The organism is Gracilibacillus kekensis (genome assembly GCF_900143085.1).
GTDB lineage: Bacteria > Bacillota > Bacilli > Bacillales > Amphibacillaceae > Gracilibacillus > Gracilibacillus kekensis.
Genome location: NZ_FRCZ01000001.1, coordinates 369,511 through 384,640 on the forward strand (window position 1 = coordinate 369,511; position 15,130 = coordinate 384,640).

Consider the following 15,130-nt stretch of genomic DNA (forward strand, 5'->3'; position numbering starts at 1 on the left):
TACCACTTCAACTATGTCGCAGTTTCTTCCTAATACGCAGAAAATCCAAACGATCCGGGGGTAGGCACCGAATCGTTTGGATTTTTGAGATTAAAATATTCTTTTGTCCCAACTTCTTTTATATGAATCGCAAAATTTTATTTCGCTACTTTTTCTTGCCACATTAGCACTAAAACGATCACTATTACTGATATCAAAGTGATAGCAAGTGATATGATTACTCCTCCTGTCAAACCATAAACGAAATAACCAATCCCTGCCGCTAATGCACTAATAAAAGCATATGGCAACTGTGTGATGACATGATCTAAGTGGTTAGATCCTGCTCCTGTTGAAGATAAAATGGATGTATCGGAAATTGGTGAACAGTGATCTCCAAATACAGATCCCGCCAAAACGGCAGCCATAGCAGGCAAAACTAATTCCACATCATATACTATTGCAACTTGTGCTGCAATTGGAAGCATTATTCCAAACGTGCCCCAGGACGTACCTGTTGCTAACGCCATAAAACCTGCAAGGACAAATAATAACAAGGATAGATAATTAACATTTAGTGAAAATTGTTCTACTAAAGTTGCCAAATATCCTCCTGTGTCGATTAGTTCGATGATAGAACCAATCATCCAAGCTAATATTAATATATATATCGCAGGCATCATCGACAATGAACCTTCTTTGATTACATGTAATCCAGATTGTTTCTCACCTTTTAATAAATAATAAAAAACAAATGCAACCGCTACAGCCAATAGACCTCCAACAAATAACGATAAGTTAACATTGGTATTTTCAAACATCGTTAAAAGGGTTGCAGACCCTTCTGTTGCCTGATAACCCGTAAAAAGCATCATTCCTACCGTAGATATAACCAATATTACAATGGGAATTAATAGATGTTTCATTCTTCCATTTTCATTTATACGTGTATGAGCTTCCATATCTGCTGACATCGTCTTCTTTAATGGATCTACAACATGGCCAGTCTGTTTCGCTCTCGTTTCGTGCGTTCTCATTGCACCGATATCAAAGTTATACAAAGCAACTAAGAATACTAATAATAAGGCAGCAAATGCATACATGTTCAGTGGTATCATCCTGACAAATGCTTCTAACGGTTGAAACTCGGTTATTTCAGAAGCCGCAAAAATAGATCCTAAAGTTCCAATAATATAGGCACCCCAACTCGAAATTGGTGTTACCACCGTAATAGGAGCAGATGTCGAATCAATAAAATAAGCAAGTTTCGCGCGAGATATTTTATACCGATCGGTTAATGGTCTTGATACTTGTCCAACTGCTAAGCTGTTAAAATAATCATCGATAAAAATGAGGACACCTAAGGAAGCAGGAACAAGTTGAGCGCCTCTTCTTGTTTTCACCTTTTCAATTGCCCAATCTCCGAAAGCTTTACTACCACCAGACGCTGTCATGATAACAGTCATTATCCCTAATAATAGTAAAAAAACTAATAAATAGATATTTCCTAAATTCCATCCATTTGATGAATAGAAAATATCACGAAATACAAACCAGATTTGTTGCAAGCTCTTTACTACATCAAATTCATGAATCAATAACGCTCCAACAATTATGCCTGTTCCGAGCGACAGTAAAATCCTTCTCGTTAAAAGGACTAATATCAGCATTAAAACTGCTGGAACCAGCGAATAAATAGTACCTTCCATATCATTACCTCCACTATCTCTATCCTTACCCAATAAGCGCAGAAAAAAACAGCAATAGAACAAAGTCCATTACTGTTCCTAACTCAACATTTTATATACTAAAATAGTTTATCAATTTTTCACTGAGCTGTCATCACTTTTTTCTAAAACAATGTGTAAAGTCTACACAGGATATGGGTAACGGTTAACAAGCTTGCTTTTTCTGTTAAGAAACATTTGATCACGGTGCTAACCATTCAAAAATTTATTCCATTAAACCTTTTAAACCTTGATACTTTACTTTCCAATTGTCAGGAAATCCCCACGTAGAAGCCATCATGGCAATAGCAGTTAAAAGGCCACCATTACCTGGTAGATAAGCAGTTAATGCATCATGCTGATAGTTGTGTCCATTGATTAAATACGTATTTTTAACTTGATCCATCAATAGAAAATCTACCGCTAAATCTAACTCACCTAAACGAGCTGCTGTCATCGCACACATTGGAAAGTCCCAACCCCAGGCAGTCTCCCACTCCCATTCCTCTTTTACTTTATATAAAGTCTGAAGCATAACGTCCTTATCTATTAGTGCACCTGGCAAGACACCCAGTGACGCTACCATGGATGGATGATCATGATTTTTCTTCGTAAAGGTATTTGCACAATTTTGATGAGCGAGGTAAATGCCGTCCTTTACCCTTGGCTTAGCTAATTTTTCTTTGACTTCTATCCATTTGCCGGGCACTTCTTTACCTAAACGCAGACACCATTCAATAGCCACTGTTAAACCAAAATGCCAATACTCTAATTCATATGGAGGATTGACGCTGTCCTCCATCATATGATTTTCCTGTGCTGGTATCAGCCCTGGACCAAGATCGTATACATCATTTTCCTGATCATACCTGACAAACGATGCCATAAAATCTGCCGAAGCAAAGACGATTTCTTGATATTTTTCTAAAAAAAGTGGATCTTGATTGTCTTGATAACATAACTCCAACAGACTAATGGGGTGAGGCTGCTGCCAGATTAAACCTGGGGCAATAGGAGATGGCGTCTGATTACCTTCTCTTGCGACCATTTTAGGCCACCTTGCTCCCTCGTATCGTTGAGATTTTGCAAGTTGATACGCTTTGGATAAAGTAGCTAAATACCAATCCATACTTTTTTTTAGAATCGATGCTCTTCCCCATAAAGCAAAGTGACTGGCATGCCACCAATGCATTTCTAAGTGGAATTTACCAAACCAACTATTATACATAAATCCTGTTTCCTGAGGCGGCATCGATCCCCCGCTGTGAATTGCAAGTAGATATTGAGATAACACCACACGACGCTCCAATTCATCTTTTCTAGGATCCGTACTTCCTTGAAAAGAAAGAAATCCCCCATCCAACCAGAAGCTATCCCAATAAGAACGAGAAGCGGTAAATACTTCCTCAACAGACTTACTAGCTGTTTTATTTTCTGCAAAAGAAAGGGTGAAACGGCATTCTTTTTTACTAGGAATTAAAGAAAAAGTATGATCTTCTTCCTGCTTTAGGTCACCCTTATTCCAATTCCATTGCACAGCATATTCTGTGTCATCTGCTTGCCTATAAAAAACCGCCAAGTTATCTTCATGTAATTGAAGCGTAGTTTTATGGCCTTCTTTCTGCCAATTTAATTTCAAGGTTTCTTCCCACTTCTGATCGAAAATATTCGGGCTGGGAAATGCTAATTCAATTGCAAACCGACCCGATTTCATAGCAGCAGATTTCACCGAAACAGCAATAATATCCTGATAAGGGTCACAACAGGTTTCTACCTTGACCACTTCACCATCCACTAAAAATTTGCTGACAATTATGCCTTCCCAAAGTTTTAATTGTTGCGTAATTGGGTTGATTTTTTCTCGTGACATGGGCTTACCATTTTCATCATAAAAACGAAAGGCGATTTGACCTAGTTGCAATCGATGTGGGTTTTGTCTTAACCAATGATATGCCTCCTCTTTCCCCTCTGGAAACAATGGGTATGGTGCACCTTGATAATGTTGCATCTTTACATCCTCTAATGTATAGGAATGCTCCTCACCTGAAGCATGCCATCCCCAATTGGATTGAGTGCTAAGTGGCGCAATATATGCTTCAGGAAATGACTGAAGTCCGGTAAAATCAACAGACATACCAAAGTCACCATTGCCAATTGATAAAGGTGCCCTTGGTTGTACCATTTTAAGCATTGGCGAATGTTTATCAACGATTTCTTTTCGATTCATCGTCTCTCCTCCTAATGCTGCCATTGTTCTCATCCAATTCGATAAAAACCGGGCGCTCATTTGGTGTTTTATTTGGAGAATGAAGTGTTAAATGTAATTGATCATGCAAATCATGAAACAACATTCCATGCCCGCCGTCACTTGAAAACAGTGGTTCCTCATCATGAAGCCATGGACCGGTAATTTTTCCAGTTTTGGAGCGGGAAATACCCTGAGCATAGACATTATCTACAAAACTCGCCCAAAGCAATAATAACTCGTCGTTTTCTGCTCGGTAAACATAGGGACCATCTGTTACATAATTCGCTTGTGTATTGCGCGTTTTATGTTTGAATGAAGTGGGCCAAGGCGCATCAGATGCCGCAAAAAGAGTGACTGGTTCATCAAGTGCTTCTTTTAAATCCTCACTCAAACGAACTGCACAAATTTCGCCATCACCGATCTGCACCCATTCATGGCAAAACACCATCCAGGGCATGCCTTCATCATCAATATGTAAAGTACCATCTAAAGAAAACCAGTCATCCGGGGTAACTACCCCCTCACTATGAGGTGTAAAAGGACCTGTCAGAGAGTTTGATTTTAAAGTAGCTGTACCTCGAAAACCACTTCCTTTCAATAAAAAGGTAGCGAACATATAATAGGCACCCTTATAATAATGCACTTCTGGCGCCCAAAAGTTTTCCTCTGAATAAAAGTCCTGTTCTGGTCGAAAAACCGGATATGGTCCTTCCCAATTTTTTAAATCATTCCCAACCCAGACATCAAAACTCGTACCTTTTCCCCAAATGTTACGATCGGTACTTCCATATAAATAATACTTACTTTCCTTTCGATCAACATAGATAAAAGGGTCACGAATTTGAACTTCTTGATTCGTTCTCATCTGCGTCCTCTCCTTTTAAAAGTATTCTGACGGACTTACACCTGTGATCGCCTTGAAAACCTGACTGAAGTAGGTAGAATTTTGATACCCCACCATTTCACTCACTTCGTAGACCATATACCTTTTCTCCTGCAGTAATTCCTTTGCCTTTGCAATGCGATAATGGTTAAGGTAATTTACAAATGTCTCACCAGTAACTTTCTTAAATAACTGAGATAAGTAGTTGCGATTTACATACAATGTATCGGCAATATCTGCAAGGGTTATTTCCTCATCATAATAGTGGTGAATATGTTCTTTTACACGTTCTACCAATTTACTTGTTTTCTTGCCAGCTAAAGCATCTTTCGAGCGATCGACCCATTTTGTTAATTGAAAGGTGGTCCAATCTAACAACTCTTTTGTTGTGTTATGATTATACACCTCTATTAATAAAGAAGACTTTTCAACAGGCTGCTGATCGACATGCTCCAGTGAATGATCTTCCATCATTAATGCACTTAAAATGTTGATAGATATTGTTTGGATCATATAAAATGGAGAATACTTTTCTTCAGATAAACCGATTACAAATCGTTGCCATATTGCTAAAAGTTCGTCATAATCCTTATCTGCAATTTTTCCATGCATATCTTTAATGGTTTCAAAAGGATAAGTGAATACATCGCTTGATCCTTTCTCCTTTGTTTCTTGAAAATAATATACTTTATTCCATTCTTCATACTCTGCAACTTCTAATGCTTGCATGCTTTCAGAGTATCCATCTGCTAATTGATGCAAATTTGATTTTGTAGAACTAACACCGATCATGGCAGAAACTTTTAGATAATATAACAGGTTAGCAAGCATTTTGTTGACAAGTTGATCCTGTAATTGTTCCAGGTAAATCGCGTTTCCCGGATAAAAAGCGACCATTACATAGGTCGAGTCAGAATAATCAATCAAATGTATCATCATATTTTTATCTTCATTAAAATGATCAATCGTTTCAGATAAAATATTACCGACACTAAACTTCATCAGCTGCCACTCTTGTTCATGTGAGGTCCTTAAATAAGGCGGCCGATTAATCATAATAGAGGTGACAATTTGTGGGGTTTCTACATCTGTCCCAATTAGTTCTTTACTTTCTGCTGTCAGATCCTTAGTCTCATACCGGTTAAATAAAAGGTTTCTAATAAACGTATCCCTGCGATAGCTTAAATAGACCGGTCTTTGTTCACGATATTTCACAAGAATCGATTGTTGCTTTTCTTCCGATTTGATTTCCTGTAAGACTTCCTGGATCACAGTTTCAATTTCCGATACAGGAGAAGGTTTAAGAAAAAAATGCTTAACCCCGTATTGAATTGCTTTTCTGGCATTATCAAAATGATTATATCCACTATGAATAATAATACAGATATCTGGATATGTTTGTTTCACTTCTTTAATTAAAGTTAATCCATCCATTTCAGGCATATAAATATCGGTAATTAAGATATCTGGAACCTGATCTTTAATGAGTGTCAATGCCTCTTGGCCATTCGTAGCGGTTCCATTGATACGAATATTTAATTTTTCCCAGTTAACGTGTTTGGTTAAACCCTCTCTGACAGACAATTCATCATCTATTATTAAGACTGATTTCATCATTAATCCCCCGCTTCTATTGATGAAGCTTTTCTGAATGGTTGGTGATGATAAATAGGTAATATAATCTCTACCATCACGCCACCTTCAAGATGATTAAAGAGCTTTACATCAAACTCCTCACCACAGTACATCGCAATTCGTTCTCTAACATTTTGTATTCCAATACCTTTTGCATCTGAGAATGTCCAATTTTCAGGTAATCCGCTTCCGTTATCCTTAATCGTTAACTTGATATGCCTTTCATCCTCTAAGATCGAACCATTTACGGTAATCTCCATTTGACCTGGCTGATCGGAATGATAACCATGCTTGATACTATTTTCAATAAATGGTTGTAAAATGATTTTAGGGACATATAAATCCTTCATCGATGCTGCCACACGTACTTTATATTGAATATCCTGAGCTTGGCGCTGTTTTTGAATATCAATATAACATTTAGCATGATCCAATTCATCACGAAGACGAATAAATTTTAATCCACCACTTAAGCCAATTCGAAGCATTTTGCTTAATTTATTGACCATGTCACTTACCTCATCTGCATCATGGTCTAAGGATTTCCACTTGATCATATCCAATGTATTATATAGAAAGTGTGGCATAATCTGACTTTGTAATGCCCTCATTTCTGCTTCTCTTCTGTTGGAGTTTTCTATATCCAGCTTTTCTAATAATTCGGCTAATTCACCAGTCATTTGATTAAAGTTGTTCGCCATAATGTCATATTCTTCAACGTAATGACGATTCATTTGAACATCAAAGTCTCCTTTTTCAACTTTCCGCATGCCCTTGATCATTTGACTTATGGGTTTGGTTATCCACTTTCCAATACCATAAACGATAGGAATCGATAATAAAATAGCAATAAAACCAACAACTAGAACAAAAATACCCAGTTCTTTCGTTTCTGCGTAAAGATTATCAACAGGTATAACTTGAACGAGTCGCCATTGTTCATAATTAGGTTTAGAAATTAGAAGGAGATGGTATTCATTATCTCTTTTAATCAGTTGATGGTGATTCGTCTTTTCATCGTATTTGGGAATTAGCCTCTCATATATTTCGTTCTTAGTTCGAACCGTTATATCGTTAACGATTGGAAATTCTTCACGCGAATGAGTTTCCGCTATAATTCGTCCACCTGTATTTAACAAGATAAACGGTTCATTTATTTCTTGATATAAATCGGTATCATTCAAATATTCTAAAAAATGTTCCGCCAAAATATTTACCTTGATATATCCTACCGTTTGATTCCTTTGATTTAAAATACGATGTACATAACTAATCATTTCACGATCCATTAGAGCATCCGTGTGCCTTGGAACCCACCCATTGTCAACATTTTTTATGAACGGCGCAAACCACTCCCGCTTCGTCAAATGAGACTCTGGTTGAATTGTATGATCGTATAAATAGGAATACTCCTGATAACGATCTGTAAATAACTCTATCGAGTAGACTTCCTGTTTTAGTGATGCCACATTATTAATTAAATTTTTTAATTTATTACGTTCAACCAATGCATCATAGGGATTTGTCTCCACATCATCAAAAACCTCTGCAACCGTGCGATCAATCGCAACAAAAGTCCCAGCTTCACTAATATTTTTTATAACACCTGATAGTTTGTTGGCACTTTCATTTAACAGCGACAGTTTTGTTTCACTAATTTCATTTGAGGTAAAATTAAAAAAATATTGATAGGAAGTATAACTAACCGCAGCAAGAAATAGAGCATTAACGAAAACAAAACAAATAACCATTATCGTCTTCAATTTTCGAATCATTACAAGCCCCTCATTTCTTGCTTAAAATACGAAACGCTTTACCCTTTTATACCAGTAGTAGCGATTCCTTCTACGATGTAGCGCTGGAAAATAAAGAATACAGTCGTAATTGGAATTAGCGATAAAACAGACATCGCAAATACAGCTCCCCATGAGGATTGACCTTGCGAATCTAGGAATAAACGTAATCCTAACGGTACGGTAAACGTATCTACTGTATTTAAATATAAAATTTGACTGAAGAAATCATCCCATGTCCAAATAAATGTAAAAATCGCAGTTGTAATTAAGACAGGAACAGCTAGTGGCATAATAATTCTTGTATAAATCTGAAAAACACCACAACCATCCATGATCGCGCTTTCATCCAATTCACGTGGAATGCCTCTAAAAAATTGTACCATGAGAAAAATAAAAAAAGCATCTGTTGCTAAAATTTTCGGTACTGTTAAAGGCAAAATCGTATTGACCCAATCTAAATTATGAAAAATAGTATATTGCGGGATTAAAGTTGCATGTGCCGGAAGCATAATCGTCATTAGCATACAGGCAAACCAAAGCTTTTTCAATGGAAATTTCAACCTGGCAAAAGCATATGCTGCCATGGAACACGTTATCAGATTGGCAACCACTGCGATTAAACTAATTAAAAAAGAATTTTTAAAAAATTGACTAAAATTGACATCCCTGACCACATTCCAACCATTGATATAATTATCTAATGTCCATTCCTTTGAGAAAAGCCCTGGCGAAGAAAAAATAAGGGTTTCAGGCTTAAAGGAAGCTGTTACCATCCAGATAACCGGATATAACATACCAGCTCCGATCAAGATAATTAATACGTGCGTTATTAATCTGCTTCTGTTTGTACTTTGATCCATTATAATTTCCCCCCGTCTTCATAGTGAACCCAATATTTAGATGAGAAGAAGATTACAAGCGTCATGACACCTAAAACAAATACTAATACCCATGCCATTGCAGAAGCATATCCCATCTCAAAATGTGTAAATCCTTTTTGGTATAAATAAAGGGTATAAAATAAAGTAGAGTTAATTGGTCCGCCTGTACCTTCACTTATAATAAAAGCAGAAGTGAAGACTTGAATTGATTTAATAAGCTCTATTACCAAATTAAAGAAGATAACGGGTGATAATAGTGGTAATGTTACTCGAAAGAACACTTGTCTCTTTGTCCCACCATCTACAGCTGCTGCTTCATATAATTCTTTTGGAATTTGTTTTAACCCAGCAAGAAAAATAACCATTGAAGCACCAAATTGCCATGTAGCTAGTATAATAATTGTTCCTAACGCATAATCAGGATGTGAAATCCACCCTTGACCTTCGATATTAAAAAAGACTAAAACCTGATTTACTAATCCATCAATTTCAAATAGGTTTTTCCACAGAATAGCAATGGCGACACTGCCTCCTAGTAAAGAAGGCAAATAATAAGTGGTACGATAAAAACCTACCGCTGCCATTTTTTTATTTAATAATACGGCTACTAGCAATGCTGCAATTAACTGTGTAGGGACGGCAATAAATACAAATGTCATCGTTACTTTGGCTGAAGCTATCCAGCGTGTATCCTGAAACATTTCGGTATAGTTGGCAAAGCCTATCCACTCTGGTGGATTAAGTAAGTCAAAACGTGTAAATGACAAATACAAAGAACTTACCATCGGACCCAAAACTAATCCAAGAAAGCCAATTAACCATGGCAGTAAAAAGATATAGGCTGCAATATATTGTTTTCTGGTTTCCTTACTTATTTTTGTTTTTTTCTGAACAGAAGATACTGTCACTGCTTCTGAGCTTTTCAATTGTCACCCCTCCTAGAAAATTGAAGCCTTCATTTCAAAACACAACGACTTTAATTGTTGTCATTCTGAAATTGAAGAAGATAAGACTTCAAGAATAAATGGTGGAACAAAGTGACATAAAGTCACTTTGTTCAACAAGTTATTCCTCTTCACTTGTATACTTTTCTATATTTGAAAGTAATTCTTCAAAATAATCTTCTGATGCTTGCTCTACTGATTTTTGATCATAATAGATAATTTGTTCGGTTTCTGTAAAGAGTTGGGTATTTTCGTTATATCCTGGTAAGTTCGGAATATAAGGTGCATCCGATGTTTCACTTACCAGATCGATATAGGAATATACTTTTTCATCTAATTCACTTGCCTGTTCAATTAAATTTTTTCGAACATCCGAGTTTACTGGTGCTCCACGATCATTACCTAATATTTCAGTAGCTTCTACGTTATTCACAAAAAAGTCCATAAATTTTGCTGATTCTTCTGGATGTGGTGTATCTTTATAAGCTGCGAAATATTGACTTGGCCTTAGTGAAACACCATTTTTTCCCGTCTCAGAATTATATGGGTAAGGATATAACTCAAATTCATCCTCGGTTGCACTCGAATAGGCACTCAACTGGTTACTTGCGATCGATTCCATAGCTACATCACCCTGGACAATTAAGGATTGCTCAGGTGTTTGAGTTGCGGATACTTGTACTTCAGCAACCGCTGCACCACCGCTGTCTCTTAAATCCTTCCATAGTTGGAACCAATCCTGAACATCTTCGACACCGAAACCAATTTCACCGTCTAGATACGTATATTTATCCCTTTGCGCTAAAAATACGCCAAATCCATCTTCACTAAAATCTCCCGTTCCATACGTTCCGTCGATGTTTTCTGTGACTTCAGGTGTAATTTCTTTAAAATCATCCCAAGTCCATTCTTTACTAGGCATCGAAACCCCAGCTTCTTCTAATGTCGTTTTATTTACTAATACGCCCCAAGCAGTTGTACCTAGGGTCACACCGTATAAATTGCCATCAAATGTAGCAGAATCTAACATACTTTCTGAATGTAAGCTTGTATCTAATTCATTCCCAACATAATCATCTAGTGGTAAAATAACATCTCTTAATACAAAGTCATTTAAGTTGCCACCAAACTGTATAACATCTGGTGCATTTCCTGCAGCTAATTGTGTGTTTAATTTGTCAAAATACCCATCAAACCCTGAATATTCTGCTTCGATTGTTACATGTGGGTTTTGCTCTTCATACATTTCAATTACTTGTAAACTACGGTCATGCCGTTCCTGGCCTCCCCACCACGCTACACGTAATGTCACATCTTCTTCACCTGACGCCTCTTCATCTTCGGTTTCTTCTGCACTTTCTGTTGTGCCTTCAGAGTTAGTATCCTCTGTCGTGTCGTCCGTAGCTGAGTCAGAACTACAAGCCACTACAACTGTTGTAAATAACATTAAAATGAATAATAAATAGACCTTTCTCATAAATCATTCCCCTTTCTAATGTGATAAGTTTATTCTAAAGTGTAAGCCTTTACAATTGAATAAAGAAAAGTAAGTGCTTACATAAGAAATCTTAGGTAACTTTAACAATTTATTATAATCATAAAAAGCAAAAAACACGTAAAAGCTATAATGAAGAGACTAAAGGGGTGAGAAAATGGCTAAAAAGAATTTCAAACTTAAGAATAAAAATATTCGTGCAAACACACAAAAAAATTTCCAACCAACAAACGATGTCCAGCAGCTTACTAATAAAAATAATAAATATTAATTAAGCTATTTTATCTGGTTTTCTTATGCTCGAAACTGGAAGTGGAGTGGAGTTATTTCGGATGATTACATCGTGAAAAACCAGGCAGTAATCTACCTGGTTTACAATACATCCTCTCACATTGATATAGAGTAAATAACAAAAAAGAATAAAAAACAATAGCCGAACCAGGCTATTGTTTTTCTCTCACTATTTCTAACACAGTCTCATTTGAACTTGATTTAGAAGCAATTGTTTTCTTTCCTACAACTTCTATTTTAAATTGATCTTTTCTTATGTTAGTTTTCACGCGTAATGTATGATCCATTCTTTCCACTGTCACATTTGCTTTAATATCTCCTTCTGCATTAACTAGATCTCTTCTTGTACTTCCTCCATCATCCATACCATAAATTCTGAAGGTAATACCCTCCAAATAATCATAAACAGCATTATCGTCCTTTTTTCCAAGTGGGAGAATCGAATTCGATTTTACGAAAAGTGGTAAACTGAAATAGTCATAGTATTCTTTTATCCATATACCGCCTTCCCTCTCTTCACCTGTCAAAAGGTGTGTCCATTTTCCTTTTGGTAAATAAAAAGAAGCGATACCATCTTCATTTAAGATCGGAGCAACCAGAATTGAATCTCCTAACATATATTGGCGATCCAATGTTTCACACACTGGGTCTTCAGGAAATTCCATGAACATGGGACGCATTACTGGAATACCTGTTTTATTATTTTCCACTGCTTGAGCATAGAGATAAGGCATTAATTTATTTTTTAATTTTGTAAAATGACGTGCAACTTCAACTGCTTCATCATCAAAATTCCATGGAACGCGGTAAGAAGAGCTACCGTGGAAACGACTATGACTGGATAACAAGCCAAATGCTGTCCAGCGTTTGAATACATCGGGTGTAGCTGTGTTCTCAAAACCTCCAATATCATGACTCCAATAACCAAAACCAGACGAGGTTAAAGACAAGCCACCACGTAAACTTTCTGCCATTGCATCATACGTAGAATCACAATCCCCACCCCAATGGACAGGAAATTTTTGTGCTCCTGTGGTCGCAGAACGGGCGAATACAACTGCTTCCTTTTCGCCTTTTACTTCTTTTAATAAATCAAATACCACTTGATTGTATTTATAAGCATAATAATTATGCATTTTTTGGGGGTCAGAGCCATCATAATAGACAACATCCGTTGGGATACGCTCGCCAAAGTCTGTTTTAAATGAATCGACACCCATATCAAGAAGCGATTTTAATTCACCTTGGAACCAAGCACAAGCTGCTGGATTTGTAAAATCAACAATTGCCATACCCGCTTGCCATAAATCCCATTGCCATATGTCACCATTCACCTTTTTAAGCAGGTAACCTTTATCCATTCCTTCTTCAAAAAGTGGTGACTTTTGTGCGATATATGGATTAATCCAGACACATATTTTTAATCCCTTGTCTCTAAGACGTTTTAGCATACCTTCAGGATCAGGAAAGTTACGACGATCCCAAATAAAATTACTCCATTCAAATTCTTTCATCCAGAAACAATCAAAATGAAACACACTTAATGGAATACCTCTTTCTGCCATACCATCTATAAAATGATTGACGGTATCTTCATCGTAATCTGTGGTAAAAGATGTCGATAACCATAAACCAAAGCTCCATGCTGGGGGTAACGCTGGTTTACCAGTCAACTCTGCATAACGGCTAACTACTTCCTTTGGAGTTGGGCCATTAATGAAATAATAATCCAGATATTCCCCTTTCACACTAAATTGGGAACGAGAAACCATTTCCGATCCTAGCTCAAAACTTACTTCCTCAGGATGGTTTACAAAAATACCGTATCCTTTACTGCTTAGATAAAAAGGAATATTTTTATATGATTGTTCAGAACTTGTGCCTCCATCTTTGTTCCAGATATCAACACTTTGCCCATTTTTGACAAACGGAGTAAATCGTTCGCCAAGGCCATATAGATGTTCACCAACTCCTAAACGGATTTGACCACGCATATAGGTTTTACCCTCCGGTCCATCGATCCATGCAAGGCCTTTTCCATCCGTATCTGTTAAGCGCCCAGCAGCATTTTCAAAAGATAACGCAAAATTACTTTTTGTGATGCTAAGCTTTAATTCCCCACTTGTAAAGCTTAGCATGTCCTGTTTCTCTTCTAATTGAACAGATTTTGCTTGATCCAGCACATCAAAGGTAGGATATTTTGCTTTCTCTCCTTTAAAATGCCAAGTTTGAATACGGACTACTTCATCTGTCGGTGCAGAAATTCTAATTGTCAAAAGTGGACCGTCTAATGTAGCCCCGCGATGATTCAGATATTTACAAGGTGCATATAGCGTGACTGCACCGTCCTTTTCTGCCACTTCATAAATAAACCTTGGAAAATGAATCTGATATCCTTCTCTAACTAGCCAATTTCCATCCGTGAATTTCATTATTTTTTATCTCCCTTTTTCCAAATTTCTTTCACTGTTTGATAAGCGAGTTTTGGTCTTGATGATCTAAAAATCCCAGAGACTATGTAAATCTCTGTTTCTGATGCGGTGCGTTTGAAAAAGTCGAATCATCCTATCCACTCCTATATTGCAATCATTTTTTTACAGCGTGAAAATAGCTAATCTTTTGCAATCTCTGAAAAGCCCAGCATTCTCTCAAAGGAAATTAGAGCACCTTTCATCATCACCAGTATAAACAAACTAAAACCAAAGAATGGAAGTAAGCCTGGAATAATTGTGAACAAAAAATAAAGCATAACTATCGTTACAACCAAAACAATAGTGAGGAGCGGCATTGCAAACATACACAAAAAAGCATTTTTAAATAATTCAACAAGCTTCATGTCGAAGTGAACATACATCGGCAATAAATAAATGAGCATCCCTAAAAATAATATATTTACTAAAAGCAATGGATAATAGGTAAGGCGAATGCCATCATGCTGAATTACTTCAGCAATTGACATGTTGATATAAAGTAATCCACCAACCAAAACTATAATAAAACCTACTAGATTACTTCTTACAAATTCTCTTTTATAGACTCGCCAGAAATTTCGGGTTATGGAGATATCGCTATAGCCTGTGAACCATTTTCTAAATATCGAAAAGGCTGCAATAATTGCTGGAAAGAAACCGAACACAATTAATCCTAACAAGGAAAAAACGATCACTAAGATATTAATATAGGCGGTTCGAACAATGATATCGGTGAAACGATAGATTCGCTCTAAAGCAAATGATTCCATATTATCCCCC

At 36.7% G+C, this 15,130-nt stretch carries 10 protein-coding genes; all 10 read right to left on the reverse strand.

Annotated features, from left to right (window positions below):
• Positions 1-137: 137 nt before the first annotated feature.
• The 10 genes from BUC25_RS01835 to BUC25_RS01880 all read right to left on the reverse strand — a co-directional run bounded on the left by BUC25_RS01835 (position 138) and on the right by BUC25_RS01880 (position 15,120).
• Positions 138-1,688: a Na+/H+ antiporter NhaC family protein gene (locus BUC25_RS01835; protein WP_073199117.1), complete on the reverse strand. Its 1,551-nt coding sequence runs from the start codon at positions 1,686-1,688 to the stop codon at positions 138-140.
• A gap of 244 nt (positions 1,689-1,932) precedes the next feature.
• A complete protein-coding gene (locus tag BUC25_RS01840; protein ID WP_073199119.1) occupies positions 1,933-3,933 on the reverse strand; it encodes a glycoside hydrolase family 65 in 2,001 nt (666 codons plus the stop codon).
• Positions 3,911-4,819 carry a glycoside hydrolase family 43 protein gene (locus tag BUC25_RS01845; RefSeq protein WP_073199120.1) on the reverse strand — a complete coding sequence of 303 codons (909 nt, stop codon included), beginning with the start codon at positions 4,817-4,819 and terminating at the stop codon, positions 3,911-3,913. The genes BUC25_RS01840 and BUC25_RS01845 overlap by 23 nt, the downstream gene beginning before the upstream one ends.
• A 15-nt stretch (positions 4,820-4,834) precedes the next feature.
• Entirely contained in the window at positions 4,835-6,451 is a 1,617-nt protein-coding gene (locus BUC25_RS01850) for a response regulator transcription factor (RefSeq protein ID WP_073199122.1), read from the reverse strand.
• Positions 6,452-6,453: 2 nt separating this feature from the next.
• Positions 6,454-8,247 carry a sensor histidine kinase gene (locus BUC25_RS01855; RefSeq protein WP_073199124.1) on the reverse strand — a complete coding sequence of 598 codons (1,794 nt, stop codon included), beginning with the start codon at positions 8,245-8,247 and terminating at the stop codon, positions 6,454-6,456.
• A 38-nt stretch (positions 8,248-8,285) separates the two neighbouring features.
• On the reverse strand, positions 8,286-9,128 hold the full coding sequence (locus tag BUC25_RS01860; protein WP_073199126.1) for a carbohydrate ABC transporter permease: 843 nt from the start codon (positions 9,126-9,128) through the stop codon (positions 8,286-8,288).
• Positions 9,128-10,057 (reverse strand): carbohydrate ABC transporter permease, encoded by a 930-nt coding sequence (locus BUC25_RS01865; RefSeq protein ID WP_073200428.1) that lies wholly within the window; start codon positions 10,055-10,057, stop codon positions 9,128-9,130. The genes BUC25_RS01860 and BUC25_RS01865 overlap by 1 nt, the downstream gene beginning before the upstream one ends.
• A 157-nt stretch (positions 10,058-10,214) precedes the next feature.
• The gene (locus tag BUC25_RS01870) at positions 10,215-11,570 is read right to left on the reverse strand and encodes an ABC transporter substrate-binding protein (RefSeq protein ID WP_073199128.1); all 1,356 of its coding nucleotides are present in this window, start codon (positions 11,568-11,570) and stop codon (positions 10,215-10,217) included.
• Positions 11,571-12,031: 461 nt separating this feature from the next.
• Positions 12,032-14,311, reverse strand: coding sequence for an alpha-xylosidase (gene yicI / locus BUC25_RS01875; RefSeq protein WP_073199130.1), 2,280 nt, complete (start codon positions 14,309-14,311; stop codon positions 12,032-12,034).
• Between the two features lie 179 nt (positions 14,312-14,490).
• Positions 14,491-15,120: a YesL family protein gene (locus BUC25_RS01880; protein WP_073199132.1), complete on the reverse strand. Its 630-nt coding sequence runs from the start codon at positions 15,118-15,120 to the stop codon at positions 14,491-14,493.
• Positions 15,121-15,130 lie beyond the last annotated feature (10 nt).